Genomic DNA, 25,657 nt, shown 5'->3' with positions numbered 1-25,657 from the left:
AAATATAAGTAATTTTTATACATCTAAGTTAACAAATATTATTGGATATTTGTTAGTAGGTTTGAAATTATCTTCAACAGCAACCGCTGTTCTAGTTTATTTAATCAGTATTCTTTATTCAAGGAAATTTTACTATGAATGTAAATTTAGAATTAATTAATCAAATAAAAATCTAAAACTTCTCCAGAATACGGTAATTACAGGAACAAAAGTAAAAAGTTCAGGTTTTGTTTTTTTAAGAAATAGAAAAACAATAATCGGGTGTAGTACCTTGTTGAATAAGCCTCTCTGCTCTTATTATTTTCACGTGTGCTTTTGTTGAAAAAATAGTTTAAAATAAGCCGTGTTAAAATTTTTAACACTTTTATGAAAAAGATAATCCCACTGAAAAGCCTATAAGTCAACTTTTCAGTGGGATTTTGTGTTGAGTGTTATCTAGGATTTATACTGTTAGTTCATATGACAAAATTAATTGCATATTTATGATTTAACAATGTAACTTATGAAGATATAAGGTAAACTTATCTATGGGTACTAATACATAAATCGGCAAATTTATTATTAAAAATTGTTGGTTTATCTAATTGTGCTTATCCCTGATTATTTCCCATATCGTTTTTAGTTTGCGAAGGTCATCTTCTGTATATTGGGGAAGTTCTTTATACCATAATTGAAGTTCTGGATCATGAATAATAGCAGTAATGTGACCTTTATTATATGTGGATTCCAAGATGTCTGTCCTGCCAAGTAGGTAATCGGTGCTAACATTTAAATAATCAGCAATAGACTGTAATGTGTCGTAATCAGGTTTTCTATCATCAGATTCATACCTAGATAATACAGTACTCGAAACACCAATTTGCTTAGCAAAATCTTTTTGAGAAATGTATTTTTTTTCACGCAAATATTTAATTCGATTACCTAAAGAACCCAAATTAATCACCACTTATTAAAGTAATTTATTAATTAAATGTTAGCATTTACTCCATTATTAAGTACTTTTGTTACCAAAAAGGTAAAAAAATATTTACATTACCATTTCGGTAATTTATACTGTGTTTAGGTACTATGTAACTTGGTATCTTTTATATGGAAATGAAGGACATAGATAGATGGGTAATCTAGTAAGTTAATTAATCCAATTCTTGCTCAAGAATATGATGGACAAATATTTGAAACTATGAGTAATCGAGGATCAGAAATTTATAGCAAATTCCTGTCTTATGTGGATAAGATTTATTGGCAATCATTTTGAAGAAAGCGATTGTTGCAGATACATATTTTCCCTACAATTGACTTGACTATTTCAGAGTAAGCAACATTGGGAGACATTTTAGCAAGAATCATGATTGCAATTAATTGTTCGTGACTTATGAAAAGCAAGAGGGGGAATGTTGATATGGAGGAACGTAAAATCAATAAGAAAAGAAGAATAAATTTTGAGGAATTTGTAAGTGTTGAAGTTACAAATGTAATTTTAATAAGAATGAATGAACCTAACATGAAATTAATGGCGCAAGCGTTTATAAATTTAATGAAAGAAGATTAATATAAAACCTATTCCTAACACTGGTGTGCTACTGTATTCGGTGTTATATTATGGTTATAACACATTTTGTGAATAACATATTTTAGGTGTATATAAAGTATTCAGATGAAAGTGTCCATCCATTTATGATTGGCATTAATCATGGGGATGCGCGTATTACAACGAAATATGATGAGCATGATTTCCGTTCGGCCATCTTTGGCACAATTCATGAATGTGGGCATGCCATGTATGAGCAAAATATTGATGCCAAACTTGCAGGTACACCGTTAGCAATGGGAACATCGACGGGCATCCATGAATCGCAATCACTATTCTATGAAAATCTTGTCGGACGAAATGAAAAGTTCTGGGAGCACAACTATGAACGCTTGCAAAAGCATTCGCCAGAACAGTTTGGAGATATCCCATTAGCTGATTTTCTACGTGCCATTAATATGGTAGAACCATCACTTATTCGAATTGAAGCGGATGAGCTAACGTATCCACTGCATATTATGATTCGTTACGAAATTGAACGTGATTTGTTCAATGGGGACTTGCAAGCCAAAGAACTTCCAGAAGTGTGGAATGCAAAGTACGAAGAATATTTAGGCATCCGACCAGACAACGATGCGAAGGGCGTTTTACAAGACGTGCACTGGGCAGGGGGCATGTTTGGTTACTTCCCATCTTACGCATTAGGGATGATTTATGCAGCGCAATGGAAGCATGCAATGGACAAAGATCTTCCAAACTTCGATGATTTACTTGCAAATGGCGAGCTCCTGCCAATACGTGAGTGGCTAACAGACAAAGTACATCAATACGGTGCGCTGAAAAAGCCGTTCGAGCTATTACAAGAGGCGACAGGGGAAGGCTTAAATGCCAAGTATCTTGCAAACTACTTACAAGAAAAATATACAAAGCTCTATCAGCTATAAAAAACAAGCGATTTCTCTACAATGAGAAATCGCTTGTTGCTTTACCAAAGCTTATAGCATTTTTTGAGACTGCTGGTGAGTTAGAGATAATAAAAAAAATGGAATTATTTAAGCGAATATAATTAACGCTATTAATTACAAGTCAAGATTTAAAGTATTATCCTTGGAGATTTAAAAATATGTAAAAAATACCAATATAGACCAGTGATAGTTTCTATTAAAGGTAATGAGATTGTTCGGATTTGGATGATTACATTAAAGGCGATTGGCATGCTAGTAATTCACCCTATCCTTTAAGATATAGAGGGTGATTTACTTTTTTTTTGAAAAAGTAAATGACAACGCAAGAATCGTTACAATAAGTGTAGCGAAACTAAACATGAGCGTTATAGACTCATAAACTGTCATTGGAACCATCTCCTTTATTTTCGTTTGAAACGAATTTTTGGAATAAAAGATGACCAATCACCCTTAATATCTCGATCTACTACATGTAGAAATTATACCTTTATTGGCGTTTAATATTAAAAAAGCGAACACTAATTCTTTTGTACGATTATAAGGGAATTAGTGTTTTTTCATTTGTTACGATACATTCTGCAATCCCTGGAAAATCAATAAATGGATTCCGATTGCCTTGAAGTTCATGGATAGCTAGGTTACGATGTTTTTCATAGATAGATACTGGAAAAGATTGATGCCATTTTAACAATAAGAAGATATTCTCTAGTTCTTTTTTTATTATGTTTGGATAGCGAATTAGGAAATAGAGTGTTGCTCTAGCAACGATTCCTTTGCCGTATTCTGGTTCGAATTTACTTTCTTCAGCTTTGCCGCAGCCATCTTTGATTCCTAAAATTAATCCTTCAGGGACATAATCATGGAAATCATAATAAGGGTAGTTGCTGCGACTACTATTGCAGGTAGGATTGCAGGCGAATAAATGATGCAAGTCTCCTCTCATTGGTTCTTTTTTATCGAACCATGATTGAGGCACTACATGTTCACAGTTAAATAGATTATCCGATAAGATGCTTATTAACCCTTTTGCCTGCATTTCGTGGAGCCGAACGTCCTCCTCTATGACAGAAAGGGGATCCATCCTTTGTCCAGAATAAAGACTTTTTAATGAACCGTTTTCCTGTAAATCAACCCATGGGTACACATAACGGTGCGGGCTGTAGTTTAACTGATCTGTATGTGTTTTTTTGAGCAATGTGTGAAGGCTGTCTAAAAGAGTAGTATTCGTGAATGAAATGCTATGATAGTATTGATTTCTGACTTCCTTATCTTTCTTTTCATCATAATAGGGTCGATTTTCCTGATAGTTTAAAAAGTTTGACTTGGCCGTTTCCCATTCACAGTATAGCAAATCTAGTTTTTCCATTATATTTTCAACGCCTGTCCAGATAATTTTTGGTTGAATACATCCGATAAGTATTCCTCTGTTGTTAAGTACAGCATTCCGTTGCCTTCGAGTTTTGGCGAGTTTCCTAAAGGAATCGTTCTTTTTATTAATTGTGCATACAGCTCAGCCTCTGTCAGATTTCGCTCAAAGTTTCTGTTGGCATTCTCTTTTATGAGTGCAAGTGCACCAGATATATGCGGTGTTGCCATCGAAGTTCCGCTTAGTTTTGCATAAGTTCCGTTTAAATACGTTGAAAGGATTTCTTCACCAGGGGCCACTAAGTCGACTTCATTATTCGAATTTGAAAAATAAGAAGATCTGCGTTGCAGGTTAATGGAACCGACGCTGATGACTTCATTGTAGCAGGCAGGATAGGCCAATTCATTTGAAGAACTCTGTCCATCTCCCTCGTTACCAGCAGCACAAACGACTAGTATTTGATTAGTGATTGCGTTTTGAATAGCTTGGTGTAACTCAGGTACATCGACAGATCCTCCGAGGCTCATGGAGATGATATCCACCCTTTGTTCAACTGCATAGTTAATACCATTTATGATCCAGTCGTATTGCCCTGATCCATTTTTATCAAGCACTTTTAAAATCAATAAACTTGCCTCAGGTGCAACACCAACTACTCCTGTGTAGTTATTGATTGCAGCAATTGTGCCAGCTACATGGGTTCCATGGCCATTATAATCGATGTATCGATCAGGTTGTCCATCATCATCATGAGTGAAATTCCACCCACCGATAATACGGCCACTCAAATCAGGATGGGTGACGTCGCAGCCTGTGTCCAATATCGCAACAGTAATCCCCTTCCCTTTAGAATTTTTCCAAACTTTTGGTGCTGCAATAAGTTCAATACCTTCTGGCACCACTTCGACCACTTCGACCACTTCATTCACTTGAAACGGAATTAAATGTAACTTTTGCTTCATTTGTATCCCTCCTGAAAGAAATTAGGTTTTAAGTGTATTATTGGTAATTACTAATATTCTAACAATTCTGAATTTTGATTAACAGTTACAATAGACGTGTTTTTATCTAAAATATCAGATTTTTAATAGTGAAAATAGTATTGGTATCTATTAGTCAATATTGCATGATAACATCTTAAAGATTGTGGATGTTTGTACTTAAAATAAACTGCATTGGAGAAGTTGAAGTTCATGGAACAGAAGATGCTTATAAAGGTATAATACGTTTACATAAACTTTCTAAAGATACAACATTAGCTGAAGTAGAAAATCTATTCTCTACGCTATTTCACGATGGTGAAAAGGGCTATAAAAACCCAAAACAATGCGTGGGTAAAATTACAATTCGAGCAAAAAAGAAAATGGTGAAATTGTATTTTTAGGATAGAAATTTTGTTGAAAGAAGGACACGATTGAGGGGGAAAATGGAATTTAAAGTTTTCAACAAACTGAGAAACATATTTTAAAGAATATTGTTAAGGGCAAAAGAAAATGTGAGAATTTTCATTTAAACAAAATGGACCAAAAATATTTAAATTAATTCATCAATAATAACTTTGAAAAAATTGGGGAGAGTGAGAAATAGATAAAGAATATTTACTTTAATATTAAAGTGTTTTAAAATTCTTTAAATACTTAAATTTACAAGGAGGCATATTATGGAACAAAACATTCCTGAATCAATTGATGAATATATTTTACAATATCCTCAAGAGATTCAAGAAATATTAAAAACAATAAGAAAGGTTATAAAGGAATCAGCACCAAATGCCGAGGAAAAAATAAGTTACCGAATGCCTACTTTTGTATTAAACGGAAATCTGGTACATTTTGCTGCATACAAAAATCATATAGGCTTCTACCCAACTTCAAGCGGGATTAATAATTTTCAGGATGAATTATCGGGATATAAAACCTCTAAAGGTGCAGTTCAATTCCCAATTGAAAAACCCATCCCTTATGGATTAATTAGTCAAATAGTAAAATTTAGGGTTGCTGAAAACCAAAGTAAAGTGGAAGGGAAAATAAAAAAGAAATAATTTGTAGATGGCAAATTTCCCTTTTTTTATGAATTGTAACAAAAATCATAATAACAGGATTTTTCAACAATCGGCGCGATTCTATAATATGGATCAGCGCTCGTTTTCATTAGAGGGTTAGATTATTGAATAACATGCTTTTGTAAACGTAACTAGACGATTCTTTGGGTGCTTTTTTCATCTAACATTGTAGTATAGTTAAATGTAAAAGGGGGGACAGAGGATGGATAACCAATATTTTGTAGGTTGGGGTACATTGGCATTGATAAATGCTGCCCTTGCACAAGGGAAAAATAGAACGGGGTTAAATTGGTTCTTACTTTCACTTGTATTAGGTCCATTGGCAACACTAATTTTGTTATTTGTTGAAAAGAGACAGTAACACGTCATATTAGTGCAGCAAGGATTTATAACGAATACATAAATAAACTTAATAACGTCCTAAATACAAGTTAATCTGATTTTCAACCATTGGGCGTTGTGAAAAGAATCAGTGCTCATTTTTATTAAAGGAACAGATTGTGGAGGATGAGTTCAAGAGGGTGAGCACAATGTCATGTAGCCAAGTGTCAATGAGCAGTTTATTATATACTTTTGTTTTTTGAAAGCGCGGCGTGAAGTCATTTGATTTCTAAGAAATAACACTCTTTAAGGTAACTGGCAAAGCAAATGACGCTTAGATGCTTGACCTGTTAATCTGCTTAAAAGGCAAATTAAAGTATTAAGAAATTTTAAAAGAGCTTTGCTTGCCCTTAAAATAAAGGATTGCGTAGCTCTTTCTAAGATTTTATGCAATTTAAAGAACATGCCCAACAAGTAGAAAAGCTACAATCGGGAAACGTTGCTTCCACAACAACAATTTTATTTTTCTAATACTATACAATATTGTTCTTTATAGTTTTCATTGTTCCAATTGTACATTTGTAACAGATGATTGAGAGATAATTCGTTATGATTAAACCTACTATACGGTATATTTAGTTCATTATCATCATGACCGATCCATACTCGCCATAGTTCAATTATCTGTCCTTCTCTAATATTGTCTTTTAAGTAATCCAATAATTGCTTTACTCTTAATTCTGAATAGCTAAAATTTACTTCATATATAAATGGATATCCAGTATATTCACTTACATTATAGTAACAGTCTTTATTAATGACTAACTCATTTAAATCCTCTTTATTTTCAACAAATAATACTTGGGTATTCGGATCCATCTTCTCCCAAGGTACCAATTCATGCGGTTTTATTTCTAATTCAATAGCTTCTTTGACCGTAATATACTTTGCTTTGGATTCTATTTCAGGCATTTCAAAATTTGTTGCTATAAATGAACAAGAGCTCATTTAAATACCTCCAAAACTTTATATTTTATAACATTAATTTACTTTTTAATTAAGTATAACATTCCCAACTCGTCGTTTGGTAACATCTTTTTACTTAACATTGTAAACTGATACCACCTTTGTGTAACAAACCCGCTTACAACGCTAATGGGCATATTCACGAAATAAATGTACTAAAATGGTTATTTTCTGTTTCACTATTTATACCAAAGCCGTACACATTTGTTTCATTCTTATTCCTCAATCAGGCCATTTTATTGCATAACATTTTTTAAGGTATGTTACAAAAGACGGTTTGTGGACTTTAATATGTAACTTTATCCCATAAAATTCGTTCTTAATTTAAATAAGAGCTTTTTTCCAATTTTAGTAATGGTAGAATTCTTTTATATATGTAGGTGGATAGATCCTTTTGATATTTTTAATGAAATTCAAATCACCTTAGTATTAGCTCTATTTTTTGAAAATAATGTATAATTTGGAATTAGGGGATTAAAATCTGAAAAAAATATTGTAGGAGGGGGAAATTTGTTATATTTCGCTTTATTTATTGGTGTTGTTTTAATTGTAATTATGAATAAGCTTACACATGCTTTTAAATCATCAAGCACGTTGGGGTTGCTTGGTCAAATCAGTGCATCACTTGTAATCATAATGGTCGGAAACCTCGAGGTTAGTTATATTAGTCTAGGTAAACACTTTGAATTAGGATATTTGGCGGTTCCATTTACTTTATTACTTCTTGTATGTTTTACAAATGTAATGAATATAGAAAAAGTGCAAAATCCTTCAATATTGCTGTTGCCATTCGTTTCTTTAGTTTTTTTCTCAATAGCAGCTTTCTTCATAGGTCATCCATTTGTTTTAATAACGGGGATTTGTTCCAGTTTAACGCTTATGTTTATTCTGCTATACGGCTATTTTACAGGTAAAGTATTTGTGGGGAGAATGCTTACTACGTCAATAGGCTTCATAATAGCTGTGCTTTCAATATCCCTCATTGAAACATCTATTGTAACAATTTATATTCCGTTATTTACTTTAGCACTACCATTCACTTTATATTATTTAATTCAAGATAAAATTACGAATGTACAATCTATTACAGTTAGCTTTTTAACAGCTATTTTATTTGGTTTATTAATGTATATAGTTCCTTTTAATACAATATGGTATTTCATTGTTGGGTTAACGAGTATTTTGGTGATCACTCAATTTTCACGTAAATATCGCTTTATTTAGAAACGAAACTTCTTATTCAACTAACGTGCTTTAGTGAAACAAATATTTATAAAGTATACAAAATAAATCTAAAAAAACGTTCCAAAAAACAAGCGATTTCTCTACAATGAGAAATCGCTTGTTGCTTTGAAAATAACCATTTACCAAAGCTTAAAGCCTTTTGAGCCAGCTGGTGAGTTAGAGATAATATCAAAGATTGGAATTGTATAAGCAAAAATGATTAATGCTACTAAAATTACAAGCCATACTTTAAAGTTTTCAAGGATTGGTGGTGTTGGACCACTGCTTTCATGGATTGGACCAATAGGGAATTCTTCTTCACCTTTTGGCGCAAACCAAACTAGTTTTATTACGATGTACGTAATGACTAAAATCGCAATGAATAAAATAGTACCGCCAACAGCTTGAGCAATTTGATATGGAATCCAATCATATGCTTGTTGAGCACCGCCATACTCTGAGTAGTCAGAGCGACGAGGAGCACCGATTAATCCTGCAATATGCATTGCACCGGACATAATGGTCATGCCGACGCCCCATAAAACACCCGAAACAATACCAAGTGAATTTAACGACTTCGTTAGTGTACGACCAGTTAAATGAGGTATTAACCAGAACGCTGCACCGAAGTATGTTAACACTACTGCACTAGCAAATGTCAAATGGAAGTGTCCAGTAACCCAAATTGTATTATGGATGAGTTGGTTCATTTGATAAGATGCATTAACAATACCGCCTGCACCACCAGGGATGAATGATAGCATACCGATGAACGGAACTACGAAGCGTGCATCTTTCCACGGTAATTTTTTAAACCAACCAAAAATACCTTTACCACCAAGTTCGCGACCACGTAATTCAAACGTTGCGAATAGGGAGAATGCTGTCATTAAGGAAGGGACAACAACTGCCATTGTTAAAACAACTTGAATGAATTTCCATGTTGTATCAATACCTGGCTCTGTTAATTGGTGATGTAAACCAACCGGTACAGAGAAGATTAAAAACAGCATAAATGATAAGCGAGCTAATGAGTCAGAGAAAACTTTCCCGCCAATGACTTTTGGAATAACAACATACCATACCATATAGGCAGGCAATAACCAGAAATAAACGAGTGCGTGACCGAAATACCAGAATAATGTTCGAGAAAGTAACACATCAACACGTTCAATGAGACCAAGAGACCAAGGTAACAGTTGGAATAAAACAGAAACTGCTACACCTAAAGAGGCCACGAACCATAGTAAATTATTGACTACTACCATAAAAGATAATAGTGGAGAAGTTTGGCCTTTATGTTCTTTACGCCACTGAACGTAACGTAAAATTTGTCCGGCTGCACCAATCCAAGAGCCGACTACTACGAGCGTTAAGCCGAGATAGAAAATCCAATGTGCTTGCAGTGGTGCGTAAAAAGTATAGAGAACAGTTGCTTTATTTAATAGCACCATGACTGCTGCTGCTGCTGTACCGATAGTCATTAACCAAAAACCGATCCAACCGAGTAATCGTTGTTTATCTGAAAGTGTACCAGATGTTCGGCTAACCCCAGCAATTTGGAAACCGAATATAAAGAACGTTGTTAAAATAAGACCGAGTAATACGCCGTGAACAGTTAATACTTGATAGTAACCAATACCTGCTGGTAATGTGAATTGTCCTGAACGTACAAAAACTTGTAATAAACCAGCTAGACCACCTAATAATAATGCGATAAATGCCACATAAATATGGGCAAGTGCTAGTTTCGCATCACGACGATCCACCTTTGTCAAATTATTATTTAGACTCATTTGGATCCACCACCTTTAGCATAGAATGCATAAGCGTATGTCCTGTACCGCAGTATTCATTACATACTATTAAAAATTCCCCAGCTTGATTGATTTCAGCTACATATTCAGATATATAACCAGGTTCAAGCATCATGTTAATATTTGTACCTGCGATTTCAAATCCATGTATAACGTCTTCACTTGTCGCGATAAATTTTACCTTTGAACCAAGTGGTACTTCAATTTCGGGTGGATTGTAAAAGAAAGCAGATGCTAAAATGACAACTTCGTAATCCCAATCCTTACCTTCTACTTTGTGTACACCTGGATTCGTAAACGGTGCAATTTCTTTCACTTTTTCATAATCGATGGTTTTCTTATTACTGTTTGGATGAGAGCCTTGGTGAAACGCACCAATACCAAGAATAATAAGAAATGCAACTAAAGTAGCTACTCCAAATACAAGCCAGTACTTCTCGTATTTATGTATATGCATATCTCTGTCGTCCTTCCTCTGTCGTATTACTTACATCTTGTTGACGAAATAGTTCTTTTTACTAATTAAATTAAAAACGCTCAATGAATAAATTGAAGCAGTAAATCCAAATTAAAATAATGATAATGCCGATTCCAAACACTCCATAAAGTGAGCCTTTTAGATTATCTTCTGACTTTTTTTTGTTGGCCATTTTTTACTCCCTCCTACGCTTTCATAGTGGCTTTCTTAAAGTCATGATATGGTAAATCAAATCTTTTTGATGTGAAAAAAATCACACAACAGAGTGGATTGTGTGAAAGAAATGTGAAATATAGTTGAAATACGAAAGGAGCTGACTCAAATATGAGCCAACTCCTTTTAATGCAGATAACGATTTCGTATTCATAAATACTAGCTATAATTGCATAGAATGTATAGTTTGAAAAAATCCAGATTATGCTCTTATTACTTCTTCCTCAATCGTTAGTAATACTGTTAATGCACCAACGTCTGGAATAGTAACGGGTAGTACAAATGCTTTTTCAAAACCGTATAATTTTGTGTTTCCTACCATTACTGTTGGCGGTGTAATATCTATATCTAGGCTTTCTTGTCCTACTGCTGTACATAGATTACCTGCAATCATGTTTCCGAATTCGCCAGTAAAAGACTCTAGCATTTCGCCTTCAAGTGGCATGCCGAACATAGAGCTGCCGATACCACTAAATATGTCAGGGGAGGAATCTATGATTACACGTCCCTTTACATCTCCAATAAGGCCTATTAGTACACCCATTTGCTGTTGTTGAAAGGGCTCCGAAATAATACTTGGTGATTTCACTTGAATATCCATAGGGAGAATCGTTTTTAATGCATGGATTGTCCCGTTTAAAATAGTTTGAAAGTACTTCGAATTACTCATCATTACCGCATCCTTTTTCCGACTTTTCTACATCTTACCATGTTAAAAGGGTAAGATGAAAGTATGTCTTGACGAAATAGGGCGAAATTTATATTATATTAATGAGAATGATTTTCAAAATCAGTTAATTCACGCTACGGCATTCGTTGCTTTAGCATACTATTTATAAGAAAAGGAGCGGTTAGCAATGACATTCGTATTTATCGGAGCAACAGTTGCTATTTATATTGGAGTGGGGAAATACGTCATGAAACAGGCGACTGCCCATTTAAAATAATAGCACTTTCGTTAGTGCTCTTGTTTTCAACATTTTTTACTATAAATGAATATATACCTAAAGAGTATGACCTGCGTCATACTCTTTAATTAGCGTAAAAATTTCAGGAGTGGAGTTATTTATGGATTCATTATGTAATTGTAAAGAACTTGTGCAAATAAAAGTGGAAGCAGATTTTGGTTCTGATCCGTTATGGTGTAAGGTTTGTGGCTTTAACTTGGATATGGATAAAATGGAAATTTATCCTTCTTTAAAGATACAGCTAAGATCATGGATAAATGATTATGGTGTTTGGGTAAAATGTGATTCTGATAGCTTAATTGTTGGAGGTGAAAATTTAGAAAAACAACATAATGAAGTAGGGCTTAAATTAACAGAAAAAGTGATAAATGAGTTGAAAAATATAAATATTGTATTTCAACCTTCTACTATGTATTTGGATAGTAATTAAATAGAAATGAATAATCTAAATGAAAAAAGTAATTGTTCATTTTATGGTTTTTACTCTTTTATTTGCTACTATTGGGACAACTGTAAGTTATGCTAATGATGAAGAAGTTTTTGATGAAGATGATTACATAGTTGATTACCATGAGGGTGTTGAAGGTTTTGATTGGGCGATATTTCTGGATGATTCGGATGATAATGAAGGTTCTGACAATGATTCGGTAGAATCTCAAATTCAAGCAAGGGCTCTTCCTTTTGTACCTATTGTTATTGGGGTCGTAATAAGATTAGTTGCCAAATGGGTAGGAAAACAGGCTGTAAAGAAAGTATCTAAGCATGCAGCTGAAAGAGCTGCTCAAAGAGGTATTACTGAGAGGCATTTTGCATCCGCAATGGCGTATGGAACAAAATATGTAGATAAAAATACGGGAGCGAAAATTCTTTATCATTCACCAACTCAAACTACTTTAGTACTTGATAAAGCTGGAGATGTAGTAGTGACTTCTTATAAGCAACAAGTTCCTAAAGAAGCTTGGATAAACAAAAATTGGTGAACTATCATTTATTACTTTAATCTATAGAATTCTTTTGTCTAAAATCTGAGAGTATGACTTGTGTCATACTCTTTTATTTATAGAATTTTACAATTTGCGGCTTCAATTTGGATATGAATAAAATGAGCCATCGATGGTTTAATAGATAAGAAGAAAATTCGGAAAAAAATTATTTCTTGGCAATAAGAGTAATTGTTGCCTTTGTTTGTTAGAATTGAAAGGAAAATTCCTCTTCAACTAGAAGCTATTTAATCAACAGTATCCACTAAGTAATAAAACAAAATTCTATAGAAATTTAGGTGAAGAAAATGACAAAAATATTATTAACTGGATTTGTACCATTTTTAGATTATAAAATTAATCCCACTATGCAAATTGTTGAATATTTAAACGGAAGTTTGATGGACGGCTATGAAATTGTGGGACGTACACTATCCGTAGATTTTCAGCAATCCGCACAGCAGTTGAAACAATATATTGCGGAAATAAAGCCTGAAATTATTATTTCATTAGGATTAGCTGGAGGTCGTTTCAAAATAACACCAGAGCGAATTGCGATTAACGTTAAAGATGGAGAGCCAGATAACAACGGCTATACACCTGTAGATGAAAGCATATATGATGGTGGTGAGGATGCCTATATTACAAATTTACCTATTCGAAGTATGGTTGATCGATTATGTAAAGAAGGATATCCTGCAGAAATTTCAAATACCGCGGGGACCTATTTATGCAATAACATCATGTATGAAGGGCTAGTTTATGCAACGCAACATGAAGGAATTCGTGCTGGATTTATTCATCTTCCTGCATCTTTCGAATTAGCTATACAGCATGGGAAAATACCGGGTTGGAACATTCAAGATTTAATAACTTGCATTAAGCTTTGTATCGAGGAAACAATTCATGCAACAACAAATAATTGAGTTTCCTCATACAATGTGGATTAGTCGACACACGATCCGTTTTGCCTTTAATGAAGTAATATCACAAGAAAATTTTCTTATTGTGCAAAAGTTTAATAGCTTTCTTAAAAAAGTACTACATTCAAATCTTATTGAAAGTGTAGCTAGCTATCATACTGTTACAGCATATGTTAAAGACAAAATTGATTTAGTTTTTTTACAAGAACAATGGCTTTTCATGCAAATTACCTCTCAAGTCGATGAAGGAACAAATCGTCAGCTACGAATTCCAGTTTGTTACGATGAGGAATTCGCTTTGGATATGTACCGTGTGATGGATTATACAGGTTTATCATTTGAGGACATAAAAAAAATGCACATGTCTAAATCATATAGTGTGTATTTAATCGGCTTTTTACCTGGGTTTCCATACTTAGGTGAGTTAGATAGCAAATTATTTGTACCTCGATTAAAAAAGCCACGGAATTTCGTGTCTGCAAGTTCTGTAGGAATTGGAGGGTTACAAACAGGGATTTATCCTCTCGATTCACCAGGTGGGTGGAATATTATTGGTAAGACGCCATTCAATTTATTTGATATTAATGGGAAAGACATTTTTATCTTTTCTCTTGGGGATCAAGTACAATTTTATGAAATTACCAAACCTGAGTTTTTAGAAATAAAAAGTAAAGGAGTGTAGCAATTGAAGCCACTTCTTATGGTTAAAAAACAAGGTGTTTATGGGAGCCTGCAAGATCAAGGGAGATACGGCTACCGTGCGTTTGGTATTCCTCTATCTGGGCCTATGGATAAAATATCATTTCGAGTTGCCCATAATATATTAAATAATGAGAAAGACCAGACGTCATTTGAAATGTTTATAGGTGGTTTTGAATTTCAAGCTTTAAATGAGGGAACGTATGTATTGACTGGCGCAACTTGTGATTGTTTAGTAAATGGTAGCCCCATCGAAATGTGGAAAACCTTTCAATTAGTAAAGGGAGATATTTTATCCATAAAAAGCGTTACCCATGGCTCTATTGTATATCTAACGCCTAAAGGTGGATTTCAAACAGATCCAATACTTGGCAGTAAGTCATGCTTACCAATCGTCGGTAATGCGATTAATGTAGGAAGTATCTTATATGGACAGAACGGAGAGACGTTACGATTTACAAGAGGGTTATATGCACCTTTTCGTCCTATAGTTAATACAGCTATTACAGTAAGAATTTTTAAAGGTCCTCATTTTGATTTATTTACAGAAGAGAGTAAACAACAATTTTTGAATAACTCATATCAGTTTACTGGTGGAAATCGTATGGGCTATTATTTCAAAGGTAACGTCCTACGTCTAAAAAACATAAAAGACATTCTTTCAGAAGCAACCCAATATGGGACAATTCAAGTACCACAAAGTGGTGAGCCTATTGTTTTAATGGCAGATGCCCAAACGGTTGGCGGCTATCCAATCATTGCAACAATACACGAAGATGATTTACATAAAGTTGCTCAAATGCGCATGTTTAACACAATAAGATTTGCATTAATGGAGGAATAGATATGCCAATTGATATTAATTGCGATATGGGTGAAAGTGTGGATGCTTTTACACTAGGCAAAGATGAAGAAATTTTAGACTATGTGACATCAATCAATATTGCCTGCGGCTATCATGCAGGGAATCATACAATGATGCATAAAACTGTACGAAATGCCATCCGTAAAAACGTTCTTATTGGAGCTCATCCGGGATATCCTGATCTTCAAGGATTTGGCCGACGGAATATGGATTTTAGTGCAGATGAAATATATAATATGATCGTTTATCAAGTAGGAGCTTTGCAAGCATTTGTTTCAGTGGAAAAAGGAACACTTCATCATGTGAAGCCACATGGAGCGCTCTATAATCAAAGTGCTAATAATATAGAAAAAGCAACAGCTATTGTCAATGCAGTATATGATCTAAATCCAACTTATGTTTTATATTGTTTAGCTGGTAGTGAAATGGTGAAAATTGCAAAGAAGAAGGGTTTACCAGTATACGAGGAAGTTTTTTCAGATCGTAATTACAATGAAGACGGTACGTTAGTAAGTCGAGAAGAAGCCAATGCGTTAATTCAAACTGAGGAAGAAATGTTCGTTCATGTCAAAAGTATTTTGACTTCGAATGAAGTAATGTCCGTGCAACAAAAGAAAATCAAGATTTCTGCGCAAACATTATGTATACATGGAGATGGCCCACATGCATTAGCCTATGCAAAAAAAATTTATGAATTAAGAAAACAATTCGGTTAAGTGAATAGGTAGTATGGATGCTCTAAAATAGGCATTAAATTAATTTAGAGCATCCATACAGATAACATAGCTAATAGTTATATCGCATACTTAATTGCTGTATTTAATAGCAAAATAAGCAGACTGAAATTCTACGATTAATTAAATAATAGTTGATAATTCAACAGCTTCAATAATTATTGGAGTTCCAGCGGCGATAGAAGCTGTAACTATGTTAAAAGTTAGTTCAGTTGAGGAAACTGAATAGGCATCACCTTCCTGTAGCACACCATTGATATATAAATTATAGTACCCATTAATTATGACTGGGAAAGCAGTTGCTGCAGTACCGCTGTCAGTTAAAAAAGTTGTTGCAGCAAGCGTTGTGCCATCTGTAATTGCGAGCGGGGTAGCTAAAATATTGAAAAACCTTGTGGATGTGCTAGAAACATTGACATTGATATTAATAATGGAAAGCGCCATGTACGTTCACCTCCTTTCAAAAGTTTTAGTTCACTTCAGTGAAAAAACCAATAGATTCGATAATAATTGGAGTCCCTCTATAAATGGTTGCGTTATCAGCATTTAAGCTTAGGGAAGTGGAAGATACGGAATAAATCCCACCTTCTTGCATGACGGCATTAATAAAGAGATTTACATAGCCATTTGGATGTTCTATGGAAAATTCTGTTACTGTGTCTCCTTTGTCATCTGTAAATAGATTAGCGGCAAGTGTGACCCCGTTCGTCAAATGAATATCTGTTGTCACTATATAAAAATATCTATTCACTTTAGGTATAATCCTTTCATCGGAAACAATGATTGGAGGAGGTGCAATAACAGGGACATTAAGAGCTGTTATACGTGGCCATATAAATCTATCTTCACAGTCACATAAATGAATAATTTGACGACAATCTTTTTCCTTTACCATATATATAATCACTCCTTTAATTTAATTGTGCCCCTTGCTCCTATCTTTTTGAAAACTTTTCTTATTTAAATATTAAAGGGAGTTAATAATTAAGTTGGTATTGTTATTCAGCTTTTCATAGTTCGCTATCCTTCTAAAATATGAAAAAAATCACAAGATACTTAGTTATGCATCCATTGTGAAGGTAAATGTAGTAGATTTTTTTAAAAGAATCTTGCAATGTCATTTTGGATAAACATGACTTTGTTGACGAATATTACGTCTGAAACCTTGATATATATGCTTTTTAAAGTAAATTAGTGTTATACTTTGCATATCTAATAAGGTAGAATACTAATTGTGAATAATTAAAAGGGTAAAGGGGTTTACGTTTTATGAAAGAATTTGAACAACAACTGGAAGGGCTTTTAAAGCAAGCTTCGTTACAATACATAATATATCACCATAACGGTGATACAGAGCGTATGGATAAGACATCCCTATTTGCACGTAAATTACAACAAAAAGAGTATGTCATTGGCTTTGCTGGCCATTTCTCTGCAGGTAAATCAAGTATGATTAACGCTTTATCTGGTGAGAATTTACTTGCTTCCAGTCCGATTCCGACGAGTGCGAATATCGTAAAAGTCCATAAATCCGAAGAGGATTTTGCCATTGTCTATATGCACAATGAAAAGCCAGTTAAGTTTGAAGCAGGGTATGATTTTAAAACCGTAAAAGAACTTAGTAAAAATGGGGATCTTGTATCGCAAATTGAAATTGGTCATAGTGCGTCTACATTACCAATGGGCGTAACGGTGATGGATACACCTGGTGTAGATTCAACAGATGATGCACATCGCATGTCTACAGAATCAGCACTCCATATTGCAGATATTGTATTCTATACAATGGACTATAATCATGTTCAATCTGAGTTGAACTTTCAATTTACTAAACAACTAATGAAATACAATCCAAATGTCTATTTAATCGTTAATATGATTGATAAACATAAGGAAAATGAATTAAGCTTCGAAGAATTTAAAGCAACTGTCCACAATTCGTTCTCTGCATGGGGCGTAGTGCCAAAGGGTGTATTTTTCACTTCTTTAAGAGAGCCAGAGCATCCAAATAATGATTTTGAAGCTGTTAAAAAAATCGTTATGGATAGCATGAACGATTGGCAAGATCAGCTTGTTCATACAGCGACAAATACGCTGCGTTTATTGCAAAGCGAGCATGACAATTATTTAATGGAAGAAAAGCAAGATCGTTTAGATATCGATGAGGACATATTGAGTGCTGATGATTGGGCACACCATCAAGATATTTTAGAGCAATATAATAAATTAAGTCGTCAAGTAGAATTATTCTCAGTGGAAGCGTGGAATGAAACTTTTGAAGAAGAACGTAAAGAATTACTTGCGAATGCGGCAATAATGCCAGCAGATGTACGTGATAAATTACGTCTTTACTTAGAAAGTAAGCAGGAAGGGTTTAAAGTAGGCGGTTTATTTTCAGCAAAGAAAAAAACCGAGGAGGAACGCAATCGCCGTAAAGATGATGCGTATAGTGCCTATCAAACAGTTGTCCATGCACAAATTACGGGTCACTTAAAAGCACTTATGAAAAAAGCATTAAAAGATGTCGGTGCTTTAAGTGAAGAGCGCGCACAAGCAGTGGATGCCTATGTGTTTGATTTACCATTTTCATTGATTGAACAACAAGTGCAAGTCGGGGCAATATTAACTGGAGATGCAGTTCTCAATTTTGCCAACCGTGTTGCCGAGGCAACAAAGCGTTATTTTATTCAAGAAACAGATGTGTGGAAAGATGCACAAGCAACAACGTTACAAGCTGTTGCAACTGAAACCGCTGCTCCATCTAAGTTGAAAATGGCTGGGATGCAAGCGAAAGTAGATGCTATTCAAGCAGTGCTAGAAATCGAAGGCTATCAGCAATATAGTGCAGGAGTAATGCATCAAGCAAGCAATGAAATTCGGAAAGAAGCGAATTATCAGCTCGAAGTTTGGGATAAAGCGTTTGAGCAGGACTTAGCTGATATTCGAATATTTGACGAATCCATGTTAAAGCCAAAGGAAGATGTCTTGCAGCAAGAGGAAGCACAGCAGGCGGTAAGTGCTGCGAGCTTGCCAATTGATGGTGTTATTAAGCGTGCATTGCATACAGCAAATGCAGTAAAAGAAGTACAAGGTTTTGCTGAAGTAGCAAGTTATTTAGAAAACAAAGTAGAGCGATTACAGAAAAAAGATTTTACGATTGCATTATTCGGTGCGTTTAGTGCTGGGAAATCTTCATTCTCTAATGCACTAATGGGTGCAAATGTGTTACCTGTATCACCTAACCCAACAACGGCGGCTATTAATAAAATTCGACCAGTGACACCAGAGCATCCTCATGAAACAGCAGATGTCCAGCTAAAAACTACTGCACAAATGCTTGAGGATATCCAAGGTTCATATGAGGCAATTGGTTTAACCGTTGCATCGTTAGAAGAAGCGTTTAACCGCGCAGATGAGGGACTTGCGGTACAGCTTACAGATGAGCGATTAAATGTGCATAAATCGTTTATCCGTGCATACAAAGAAGGCTACCCAACATTTAAATCAGAACTAGGTCAAGTTTTACGTGTAGAGCGAGAAGAATTTGAAATATTTGTCGCACAAGAAAATAAATCATGCTTCGTAGATAATATTGACTTCTACTATGATAGTCCGATAACACGTATGGGTGTAACACTTGTTGATACGCCAGGAGCAGATTCAATCAACGCACGTCACACTGGGGTTGCTTTTGAATATATTCGTAATGCAGATGCCATTTTATTTATTACGTACTATAATCATGCATTTGCGAAAGCTGACCGTGAGTTCTTAATCCAATTAGGACGTGTCAAAGATGCGTTTGAACTTGATAAAATGTTCTTTATCGTCAATGCAATTGATTTGGCGACGACAGAAGAAGAGCAAGAAGATGTCAAAGGCTATGTTCGTTCGGAATTACAACGATTTGGCATTCGCTTCCCTCGACTATACGGGGTATCAAGCTTAATGGCTTTAAAAGAAAAAGTAGAGGGCGGGTCATTTGCATCCGGTATGCCTCCGTTTGAAGATGCTTTCCATACATTCTTAAATGACGAACTAAGTGCATTAGCGGTGCAAGCACTTGCAGAAGAAGTTGATAAAACAGAGCAACGTTTAGGGGATTTAATTGCTCAAACAGAGGAAAACTTAAAACGTAAAGATGAACGTTTGGCGGAGCTAACAACGCTTGAACAGCACGTTAAATCTAAGTTTAATGCGTTAAATACTAGCATGATGGAAAGTGAAACAAAGCAAGAATTAGATGAGTTACTGTATTACGTCTTGCAGCGTGTTTATTATCGCTACCCTGAATTCTTTAAGGAAGGCTATAACCCGTCAACTTTTGCCGCTCTGCCTGCACAGCAAGCATTAGAGCATGCGTTGAAAGAAGTGTTACAAAGTTTACGTTTTGACTTTACACAGGAAATGCGCGTTACAAACTTCCGCTTATCACAATTTATTAGTAAGAAAATGCAACTGCGCTTTAAAGATGAAGTACGTGAGTTAAAAGAAATGAACCGTAGTTTCTCATTTTTAGCATTTGAATCATCAGAGCCAGATTTATTAGCATTTGAAGGTCCATTTGCCGATATTTCAAAATATGTAAGTGTGAAATCGCATTTCCGCAATCAAAAGGCATTCTTTGAGAAAAATGAAAAAATGAAGTTAAGTGAAGCGTTAGAAGCATTAACAAAACCAGATGCACAAAACTATTTAGATGGACAAAAAGTATCTCTAATGACTTGGGCAATTACCTTTATCATTGAGGAAGCAGAGAGATTACGTCTGCATATATACCATCAGGCATTAGAGCAAATTGCTACTGAACGACTTGCATTACAAGAAGAGAGTCGACTAGCATCGTGGAAATCAATTTACGCACAACTACAATACGCATGAGGTGATTCACGTGGGAAAAGTATTCAAAACAGTTGAGGAAATTCAAGTTGATAATGTCCGTTTTGTGGATGCTCGCTATGATTTACAGAACAAAGAATCAGGAAAACAAGCATTTGAAGCAGGTCATGCACCTGGTGCTGTGTATTTAGATTTAGAGCAGGATTTATCGGATATGACAAGTGAAAATGGCCGTCATCCGATGCCAAGTAAGGAAAAGCTAACGTCTGTATTTCAAGAATTAGGCCTCCGCTATGAAGATCAAATCGTCGTTTATGATCAGGGGGCATCACCGTTTGCACCGCGCGCTTGGTGGATGCTAACGTATGCAGGCTTCCCGAATGTCGTTATTGTCAACGGGGGAGTGGCAGCGCTTGAAAACAAAGTGACTTTCACAAAGGATATTGTCAAATATGCCCCAACGACAATCGACTTTAATTGGCAAGATCATCTTTATGCACCGCGTGAAGCAGTGAAAGCCATTGTGGATGGAGAGCAGACAGCAACGCTATTAGATGCACGTGCCGCTGCTCGCTACCGTGGTGAGGTTGAACCACTTGATAAAGTAGCTGGCCATATTCCAACTGCTAAAAACTTTGATTGGGAGCAATTAAAGGTAGAAAATACACTGCAAGCCAATGATGCGCTGCGTGCAAAAGTTGCACAAGATGAACATATTGTAGTGTATTGTGGTAGTGGTGTCACAGCATCACCACTCTATGCAGTACTTGCCGATGAAGGCTACGAAAATATTCAGCTCTATACAGGTAGCTTTAGTGACTGGATTACTGAATATGATGTAGAAACAGGAACAAATGAATAATTTATCGTAATAAAACGCTCACATAAAGTGGGCGTTTTTTCTTTCTTCAAAATAGAATTGCTAGTCCGTTTAATAAATGGTAACATGCGCCAAAAAATGACTCGCCATTCATTTTGTGCTACAATTTTTTTTACAAAGGGGAAGGGGGAGAAAATATGTTTAAACTAGAGAAAAGCATTGCTATTGAACAAAATGATGACGTGCACTGTGCACATGGTAAGGTAGCTGTTCAAGGTATTGGCATGAGTGTATATAGCTTTTATGTGGATGGCTTACTAATTGATACAGGTTCGAACTCACTTACAGAGGAGTTTCAATCTTTTTTTCGAGAGCTACCGATTGAACAAGTTGCCTTGACTCATTCGCATGAGGATCATTCAGGTAATGCTGCATGGATACAGCAACATATGGGTGTCCCTATTTATGTTCATCATGAGTCAGTTGCGGATTGTGCACAAGATGGAAACTATCAGTTGTATCGTCAAGCGCTATGGGGACAGCGACCAGCGTTTATTGCACAGCCGTTTCGTGACACGCTTGAAACAAAAACGGCTACATGGGATATTATTGCTACACCAGGACATACAACAGATCATTTGTCTTTTTATAATCGTGCAACAGGTGCCATGTTTACAGGTGATTTATATATTCAAACGAAAACAAAAGTTGTACTTGATGAGGAAAACGTTGTACATACTTTGGCATCGTTAAAAAAACTACTACACTATGATTTTGAAAAGATTTATTGCTGCCATGCAGGTTATCTCGCAGATGGTCGGGCAAAAATTATCGAAAAAATTGCCTATTTAGAAGAACTGGAGGGAGAAGTTCGGAAGCTCTATGAACGTGGCTACTCTGTAGATGATATAACGAAAGCAATCTTTCGTAGAGATTACCCGATTACAAAAGTATCGGGAGAACAATGGTCGTCCAAACATATTATTACGGCTTTTACGAATCAATTTATGCAAGAGTCCTTACGTTAAGGGCACTTCAATCTTTTTTCGTTTAAATGCCGTTGATTTCCGCTGTGATGATACGCTTTCCGCCGGCACACTGTAAGCCGCAACCTTTGCTAACGTATGGTCTGCTGCGTATTACATTTTGTGCTGTTCCCGCAGGAATCGCCGTCCTCCGCTCCAATCAACTGAATATAACGCATCAAGTTGTAATACTTGATGCGTTTTGTCGACACGCTGAGAGTCCTTATACTAAGGACTCTTTTTTTATGAATTTTAGGGTGAGATAGGTAAAGTTCTACATTCCTCTGTAAAAAAATGATAGTATGTAAGAAATTTTCGATTTAATAATAAAAATGTTTGTGAAAAAATGTGAAGAAAATGTGGCAAAGATAGTTGTAACAATGGATACGCTTACATAAGTTTGTGAAATTCTTCTCATTTACTGTAGAAAAATACTATGTGAAAAGTTGAACAGGCTTAGCGCCGATATAAGTGCATTTTGGTAATGGTGGAACAGGTTGTTTATTATTTTAATATAATTGATTGTGAAATTGATAACAAAACAAAATATTGTACTTATCGAAGAAGAATGTTGATTTATCAAAGAAAATTTTGCTTTTAGAGTTATTTTCGTTGACTGTTATTTCACAAAGTATTATGATTCTGACATACAATAAAAACATAAAAAGGGGCGGATAGAATGGATATTATGAAAAAAGCGTTAGATATGCATGCACATTATAGTGGAAAATTAGAGGTGATTTCAAAGGTTCCTGTACAAGACTCTTATGACCTTAGTCTTGCATATTCACCAGGTGTAGCGGCACCATGTATCGAAATTGAAAAAAATCCATCTCTTGTCTATGACTATACAATGAAGGGGAATATGGTTGCGATTGTTTCGGATGGTACTGCAGTGTTAGGTTTAGGGGATATTGGACCGAAGGCAGCACTACCTGTTATGGAAGGAAAGGCAATCTTATTAAAGCGTTTTGCCAATGTTGATGCTTTCCCAATTTGTTTAGATACAAAAAGCACAGATGAAATCGTCAGCATTGTGAAGGCGCTTGCGCCAACATTTGGTGCTGTTAATCTAGAAGATATTTCGGCACCGCGTTGCTTTGAAATTGAAGATCGTCTACGTCAAGAATGCGATATTCCAGTATTTCATGATGATCAACATGGCACAGCAATAGTTGTAGGAGCGGGCATGATTAATGCGAATCGAATCGTTAAAAAAGATGTTGCGACGATGAAAGTAGTCATTAATGGTGCGGGTGCAGCAGGCATCGCCATTTTACGTATTCTTGTGCAAATGGGGTATAAAAATATTTATATGTGCGATACAAAAGGGATTATTTATGAAGGTCGCGCGGAAGGTATGAACCCGATTAAAGAGGCAGTTGCACATTTAACTAATCCAGAAAAAATTCATGGTACGTTGGAAGACGCACTTGTAGGTGCAGATGTCTTTATCGGCGTGTCCGTTGCGAATTTATTAACAGAAGCACATATTACATCTATGAATGAAAATCCGGTTGTCTTTGCATTAGCAAACCCGAATCCAGAAATTACGTATGAAAATGCTAAAGCTTGGGGCGTTCGTATTATGGGTACTGGACGCTCAGACTATCCAAATCAAATCAATAATGTGCTAGCTTTCCCAGGAATTTTCCGTGGCGCACTAGATGTACGTGCAACAGATATTAATGAGGATATGAAGTTAGCAGCAGTAGAAGCTATTGCTTCCCTTGTTAGTGATGCAGAATTAACGGAGGAATATATCGTGCCGAAATCATTAGATGAGCGTGTTGTTGAAATTGTTTCACGTGCTGTCAGTGGGGCAGCTGTTGCATCTGGTGTATCTGAGTTATTCCAGCAACAAACTGTGCTTTCTGTTTAATTGCTATAAAGTCATTTTAAACGAAAAAATCTCCCGCTCTCAATTGAGAGGGGAGATTTTTTTACATCATGCCGATACCAATCAGGCCAATAAAGAGCACAACAATCAATACAAAGACAATGATTCCCCCAATGATAGAAGGAATAACTATTGTAAAAAATGCTTTCCAATTCGAGATTTGATGTGCTTCCGCTACAACAGCCACTGTCGTGACGAAGGACCAAATGCTAACAACAGCTGTCACTAACATCGTTATCCAAAAAATCCAAGGAACAGACCCTAATAAGTTAGTATCCATTAACGATTCAGGAGATGTAATTAGCCAAATTAAATAGAAAGGAATGGCTAAAATAAATGGTACAGCAGTTAAGCTTAGTGCTTTAAATAAGTCTGAATACGTTGCAGTACCTTTAAATAATTTACCAAACAACCAGAAAATAAGGGTAGAAAAGGCTGTGCCGATAATAGCCGCGATTGGCGCTAAAATTACACAAAATAGCACGATAATCCAAGGGGATACGTCAAGCAAGAAATTACTATCTATAAGGCCAGAAAGCAAAGAACCGATATAACCGATGGACATGACAAGAATTGCATAACCAATCGTTTTAGCATCAATCATGTAGCGTGCTGTTTGCTTTGGATGCATCCAAGTAGACAGAAACGGATTAACTTTTGGCCTTTCTTGTTGCGTTGTTTCATTATAGTTTTCCATTAAACTACCTCCTGTGATGATAATATTGTTTCTACTCAATATACGAGTGAAGTGGTGAAAGGTTTCAAAAATTGTCTTAAATGGGACTAAATTTTTTTGCCCAACGTATTTGAGCATAAATGAAAGACATACTTATAGCTACAGGGAATTATCGGTAATTTATAACAGTGAGGTGTTTTGCAAAAGAAGAAAAAACCTTCTAAGTAA

Annotated in this window: 27 protein-coding genes and 1 pseudogene; 16 read left to right on the top strand and 12 right to left on the bottom strand. The window is 35.4% G+C overall.

The window, feature by feature from the left end:
- Positions 1 to 580: 580 nt before the first annotated feature.
- On the bottom strand, positions 581 to 934 hold the full coding sequence (locus NSQ74_RS17545) for a helix-turn-helix domain-containing protein (protein ID WP_340825026.1): 354 nt from the start codon (positions 932 to 934) through the stop codon (positions 581 to 583).
- Positions 935 to 1,399: 465 nt separating this feature from the next.
- Between NSQ74_RS17545 and NSQ74_RS17540 the strand changes: the two genes are divergently transcribed.
- Positions 1,400 to 1,549, top strand: coding sequence for a hypothetical protein (locus NSQ74_RS17540; RefSeq protein WP_340825025.1), 150 nt, complete (start codon positions 1,400 to 1,402; stop codon positions 1,547 to 1,549).
- A 104-nt stretch (positions 1,550 to 1,653) separates the two neighbouring features.
- A pseudogene (locus tag NSQ74_RS17535) lies at positions 1,654 to 2,472 on the top strand (carboxypeptidase M32); the annotation flags it as partial.
- Positions 2,473 to 2,784: 312 nt separating this feature from the next.
- Here the strand turns inward: NSQ74_RS17535 and NSQ74_RS23450 are convergent.
- The 3 genes from NSQ74_RS23450 to NSQ74_RS17525 form a co-directional block, all read right to left on the bottom strand.
- Complete coding sequence (locus NSQ74_RS23450; protein WP_219818977.1) at positions 2,785 to 2,880, bottom strand: putative holin-like toxin; 96 nt, start codon at positions 2,878 to 2,880, stop codon at positions 2,785 to 2,787.
- A gap of 148 nt (positions 2,881 to 3,028) precedes the next feature.
- Positions 3,029 to 3,859, bottom strand: a complete 831-nt coding sequence (locus NSQ74_RS17530) for an endonuclease I family protein (protein WP_340825024.1) — start codon at positions 3,857 to 3,859, stop codon at positions 3,029 to 3,031.
- A complete protein-coding gene (locus tag NSQ74_RS17525; protein WP_340825023.1) occupies positions 3,859 to 4,821 on the bottom strand; it encodes a S8 family peptidase in 963 nt (320 codons plus the stop codon). Before NSQ74_RS17525 ends, NSQ74_RS17530 begins: the two co-directional genes overlap by 1 nt.
- Before the next feature lie 188 nt (positions 4,822 to 5,009).
- Between NSQ74_RS17525 and NSQ74_RS17520 the strand changes: the two genes are divergently transcribed.
- The 3 genes from NSQ74_RS17520 (at position 5,010) to NSQ74_RS17510 (ending at position 6,282) form a co-directional block, all read left to right on the top strand.
- The gene (locus NSQ74_RS17520; protein ID WP_340825022.1) at positions 5,010 to 5,243 is read left to right on the top strand and encodes a hypothetical protein; all 234 of its coding nucleotides are present in this window, start codon (positions 5,010 to 5,012) and stop codon (positions 5,241 to 5,243) included.
- A gap of 276 nt (positions 5,244 to 5,519) precedes the next feature.
- Positions 5,520 to 5,900: an iron chaperone gene (locus NSQ74_RS17515; RefSeq protein ID WP_340825021.1), complete on the top strand. Its 381-nt coding sequence runs from the start codon at positions 5,520 to 5,522 to the stop codon at positions 5,898 to 5,900.
- A 223-nt stretch (positions 5,901 to 6,123) separates the two neighbouring features.
- Positions 6,124 to 6,282 (top strand): hypothetical protein, encoded by a 159-nt coding sequence (locus NSQ74_RS17510; RefSeq protein WP_167395904.1) that lies wholly within the window; start codon positions 6,124 to 6,126, stop codon positions 6,280 to 6,282.
- 479 nt (positions 6,283 to 6,761) lie between these two features.
- Here NSQ74_RS17510 and NSQ74_RS17505 read toward each other — a convergent pair whose 3' ends face one another.
- Positions 6,762 to 7,250: a magnesium transporter gene (locus NSQ74_RS17505; protein ID WP_340825018.1), complete on the bottom strand. Its 489-nt coding sequence runs from the start codon at positions 7,248 to 7,250 to the stop codon at positions 6,762 to 6,764.
- 528 nt (positions 7,251 to 7,778) lie between these two features.
- On the opposite strand from NSQ74_RS17505, the gene NSQ74_RS17500 reads away from it, so the two are divergent.
- Positions 7,779 to 8,492, top strand: coding sequence for a UDP-N-acetylmuramyl pentapeptide phosphotransferase (locus NSQ74_RS17500; RefSeq protein WP_340825016.1), 714 nt, complete (start codon positions 7,779 to 7,781; stop codon positions 8,490 to 8,492).
- A 140-nt stretch (positions 8,493 to 8,632) separates the two neighbouring features.
- On the opposite strand, the gene NSQ74_RS17495 is transcribed toward NSQ74_RS17500, so the two are convergent.
- The 4 genes from NSQ74_RS17495 to NSQ74_RS17480 all read right to left on the bottom strand — a co-directional run bounded on the left by NSQ74_RS17495 (position 8,633) and on the right by NSQ74_RS17480 (position 11,670).
- On the bottom strand, positions 8,633 to 10,288 hold the full coding sequence (locus tag NSQ74_RS17495; protein ID WP_340825015.1) for a b(o/a)3-type cytochrome-c oxidase subunit 1: 1,656 nt from the start codon (positions 10,286 to 10,288) through the stop codon (positions 8,633 to 8,635).
- Positions 10,275 to 10,766 (bottom strand): cytochrome B5, encoded by a 492-nt coding sequence (locus NSQ74_RS17490; protein WP_172770986.1) that lies wholly within the window; start codon positions 10,764 to 10,766, stop codon positions 10,275 to 10,277. Before NSQ74_RS17490 ends, NSQ74_RS17495 begins: the two co-directional genes overlap by 14 nt.
- Positions 10,767 to 10,836: 70 nt before the next feature.
- Positions 10,837 to 10,959, bottom strand: a complete 123-nt coding sequence (locus NSQ74_RS17485; protein WP_340825014.1) for a hypothetical protein — start codon at positions 10,957 to 10,959, stop codon at positions 10,837 to 10,839.
- Positions 10,960 to 11,202: 243 nt separating this feature from the next.
- Positions 11,203 to 11,670, bottom strand: a complete 468-nt coding sequence (locus NSQ74_RS17480; RefSeq protein ID WP_340825013.1) for a chemotaxis protein CheX — start codon at positions 11,668 to 11,670, stop codon at positions 11,203 to 11,205.
- 398 nt (positions 11,671 to 12,068) lie between these two features.
- On the opposite strand from NSQ74_RS17480, the gene NSQ74_RS17475 reads away from it, so the two are divergent.
- The 6 genes from NSQ74_RS17475 (at position 12,069) to NSQ74_RS17450 (ending at position 16,151) form a co-directional block, all read left to right on the top strand.
- Positions 12,069 to 12,398 carry a hypothetical protein gene (locus tag NSQ74_RS17475; RefSeq protein ID WP_340825012.1) on the top strand — a complete coding sequence of 110 codons (330 nt, stop codon included), beginning with the start codon at positions 12,069 to 12,071 and terminating at the stop codon, positions 12,396 to 12,398.
- 19 nt (positions 12,399 to 12,417) lie between these two features.
- The gene (locus NSQ74_RS17470; protein WP_340825010.1) at positions 12,418 to 12,948 is read left to right on the top strand and encodes a hypothetical protein; all 531 of its coding nucleotides are present in this window, start codon (positions 12,418 to 12,420) and stop codon (positions 12,946 to 12,948) included.
- Positions 12,949 to 13,256: 308 nt separating this feature from the next.
- Positions 13,257 to 13,874 (top strand): pyroglutamyl-peptidase I, encoded by a 618-nt coding sequence (locus tag NSQ74_RS17465; RefSeq protein ID WP_340825008.1) that lies wholly within the window; start codon positions 13,257 to 13,259, stop codon positions 13,872 to 13,874.
- The gene (gene pxpB, locus NSQ74_RS17460; protein ID WP_340825007.1) at positions 13,855 to 14,553 is read left to right on the top strand and encodes a 5-oxoprolinase subunit PxpB; all 699 of its coding nucleotides are present in this window, start codon (positions 13,855 to 13,857) and stop codon (positions 14,551 to 14,553) included. The genes NSQ74_RS17465 and pxpB overlap by 20 nt, the downstream gene beginning before the upstream one ends.
- A gap of 3 nt (positions 14,554 to 14,556) precedes the next feature.
- A complete protein-coding gene (locus NSQ74_RS17455) occupies positions 14,557 to 15,414 on the top strand; it encodes a 5-oxoprolinase subunit C family protein (protein ID WP_340825005.1) in 858 nt (285 codons plus the stop codon).
- A gap of 2 nt (positions 15,415 to 15,416) precedes the next feature.
- Entirely contained in the window at positions 15,417 to 16,151 is a 735-nt protein-coding gene (locus NSQ74_RS17450; RefSeq protein WP_340825003.1) for a 5-oxoprolinase subunit PxpA, read from the top strand.
- 141 nt (positions 16,152 to 16,292) lie between these two features.
- Here NSQ74_RS17450 and NSQ74_RS17445 read toward each other — a convergent pair whose 3' ends face one another.
- A complete protein-coding gene (locus NSQ74_RS17445; protein ID WP_340825001.1) occupies positions 16,293 to 16,613 on the bottom strand; it encodes a DUF4183 domain-containing protein in 321 nt (106 codons plus the stop codon).
- A 25-nt stretch (positions 16,614 to 16,638) separates the two neighbouring features.
- Positions 16,639 to 17,064, bottom strand: coding sequence for a DUF4183 domain-containing protein (locus NSQ74_RS17440; RefSeq protein ID WP_340825000.1), 426 nt, complete (start codon positions 17,062 to 17,064; stop codon positions 16,639 to 16,641).
- Positions 17,065 to 17,438: 374 nt separating this feature from the next.
- Here NSQ74_RS17440 and NSQ74_RS17435 point away from each other — a divergent pair, with 374 nt between their 5' ends.
- From NSQ74_RS17435 to NSQ74_RS17420, 4 genes are all read left to right on the top strand, one after another.
- The gene (locus tag NSQ74_RS17435) at positions 17,439 to 21,050 is read left to right on the top strand and encodes a dynamin family protein (protein WP_340824999.1); all 3,612 of its coding nucleotides are present in this window, start codon (positions 17,439 to 17,441) and stop codon (positions 21,048 to 21,050) included.
- 10 nt (positions 21,051 to 21,060) lie between these two features.
- Positions 21,061 to 21,870: a sulfurtransferase gene (locus tag NSQ74_RS17430; RefSeq protein WP_340824997.1), complete on the top strand. Its 810-nt coding sequence runs from the start codon at positions 21,061 to 21,063 to the stop codon at positions 21,868 to 21,870.
- 155 nt (positions 21,871 to 22,025) lie between these two features.
- The gene (locus NSQ74_RS17425; protein WP_340824995.1) at positions 22,026 to 22,856 is read left to right on the top strand and encodes an MBL fold metallo-hydrolase; all 831 of its coding nucleotides are present in this window, start codon (positions 22,026 to 22,028) and stop codon (positions 22,854 to 22,856) included.
- A gap of 676 nt (positions 22,857 to 23,532) precedes the next feature.
- Positions 23,533 to 24,735, top strand: a complete 1,203-nt coding sequence (locus NSQ74_RS17420; protein WP_340824993.1) for an NAD(P)-dependent malic enzyme — start codon at positions 23,533 to 23,535, stop codon at positions 24,733 to 24,735.
- 61 nt (positions 24,736 to 24,796) lie between these two features.
- Here NSQ74_RS17420 and NSQ74_RS17415 read toward each other — a convergent pair whose 3' ends face one another.
- Positions 24,797 to 25,450 (bottom strand): Yip1 family protein, encoded by a 654-nt coding sequence (locus NSQ74_RS17415; RefSeq protein ID WP_340824992.1) that lies wholly within the window; start codon positions 25,448 to 25,450, stop codon positions 24,797 to 24,799.
- Positions 25,451 to 25,657 lie beyond the last annotated feature (207 nt).

It is taken from the genome of Lysinibacillus sp. FSL W8-0992, assembly GCF_038008685.1.
Lineage (GTDB): Bacteria > Bacillota > Bacilli > Bacillales_A > Planococcaceae > Lysinibacillus.
This window is presented reverse-complemented; position numbering and strand designations above follow the sequence as displayed.

What these genes read in the sequence shown, in the direction of transcription:
- NSQ74_RS17415 (WP_340824992.1), bottom strand. Translation starts at nt 25,450, where the DNA reads ATGGAAAACTATAATGAAACAACGCAACAAGAAAGGCCAAAAGTTAAT.
- NSQ74_RS17495 (WP_340825015.1), bottom strand. Translation starts at nt 10,288, where the DNA reads ATGAGTCTAAATAATAATTTGACAAAGGTGGATCGTCGTGATGCGAAA.
- NSQ74_RS17485 (WP_340825014.1), bottom strand. Translation starts at nt 10,959, where the DNA reads ATGGCCAACAAAAAAAAGTCAGAAGATAATCTAAAAGGCTCACTTTAT.
- NSQ74_RS17420 (WP_340824993.1), top strand. Translation starts at nt 23,533, where the DNA reads ATGGATATTATGAAAAAAGCGTTAGATATGCATGCACATTATAGTGGA.
- NSQ74_RS17515 (WP_340825021.1), top strand. Translation starts at nt 5,520, where the DNA reads ATGGAACAAAACATTCCTGAATCAATTGATGAATATATTTTACAATAT.
- NSQ74_RS17435 (WP_340824999.1), top strand. Translation starts at nt 17,439, where the DNA reads ATGAAAGAATTTGAACAACAACTGGAAGGGCTTTTAAAGCAAGCTTCG.
- NSQ74_RS17520 (WP_340825022.1), top strand. Translation starts at nt 5,010, where the DNA reads ATGTTTGTACTTAAAATAAACTGCATTGGAGAAGTTGAAGTTCATGGA.
- pxpB (WP_340825007.1), top strand. Translation starts at nt 13,855, where the DNA reads ATGCAACAACAAATAATTGAGTTTCCTCATACAATGTGGATTAGTCGA.
- NSQ74_RS17440 (WP_340825000.1), bottom strand. Translation starts at nt 17,064, where the DNA reads ATGGTAAAGGAAAAAGATTGTCGTCAAATTATTCATTTATGTGACTGT.
- NSQ74_RS17505 (WP_340825018.1), bottom strand. Translation starts at nt 7,250, where the DNA reads ATGAGCTCTTGTTCATTTATAGCAACAAATTTTGAAATGCCTGAAATA.
- NSQ74_RS17475 (WP_340825012.1), top strand. Translation starts at nt 12,069, where the DNA reads ATGGATTCATTATGTAATTGTAAAGAACTTGTGCAAATAAAAGTGGAA.
- NSQ74_RS17465 (WP_340825008.1), top strand. Translation starts at nt 13,257, where the DNA reads ATGACAAAAATATTATTAACTGGATTTGTACCATTTTTAGATTATAAA.
- NSQ74_RS17530 (WP_340825024.1), bottom strand. Translation starts at nt 3,859, where the DNA reads ATGGAAAAACTAGATTTGCTATACTGTGAATGGGAAACGGCCAAGTCA.
- NSQ74_RS17510 (WP_167395904.1), top strand. Translation starts at nt 6,124, where the DNA reads ATGGATAACCAATATTTTGTAGGTTGGGGTACATTGGCATTGATAAAT.
- NSQ74_RS17540 (WP_340825025.1), top strand. Translation starts at nt 1,400, where the DNA reads ATGGAGGAACGTAAAATCAATAAGAAAAGAAGAATAAATTTTGAGGAA.
- NSQ74_RS17425 (WP_340824995.1), top strand. Translation starts at nt 22,026, where the DNA reads ATGTTTAAACTAGAGAAAAGCATTGCTATTGAACAAAATGATGACGTG.
- NSQ74_RS17445 (WP_340825001.1), bottom strand. Translation starts at nt 16,613, where the DNA reads ATGGCGCTTTCCATTATTAATATCAATGTCAATGTTTCTAGCACATCC.
- NSQ74_RS17490 (WP_172770986.1), bottom strand. Translation starts at nt 10,766, where the DNA reads ATGCATATACATAAATACGAGAAGTACTGGCTTGTATTTGGAGTAGCT.
- NSQ74_RS17470 (WP_340825010.1), top strand. Translation starts at nt 12,418, where the DNA reads ATGAAAAAAGTAATTGTTCATTTTATGGTTTTTACTCTTTTATTTGCT.
- NSQ74_RS23450 (WP_219818977.1), bottom strand. Translation starts at nt 2,880, where the DNA reads ATGACAGTTTATGAGTCTATAACGCTCATGTTTAGTTTCGCTACACTT.
- NSQ74_RS17525 (WP_340825023.1), bottom strand. Translation starts at nt 4,821, where the DNA reads ATGAAGCAAAAGTTACATTTAATTCCGTTTCAAGTGAATGAAGTGGTC.
- NSQ74_RS17450 (WP_340825003.1), top strand. Translation starts at nt 15,417, where the DNA reads ATGCCAATTGATATTAATTGCGATATGGGTGAAAGTGTGGATGCTTTT.
- NSQ74_RS17480 (WP_340825013.1), bottom strand. Translation starts at nt 11,670, where the DNA reads ATGAGTAATTCGAAGTACTTTCAAACTATTTTAAACGGGACAATCCAT.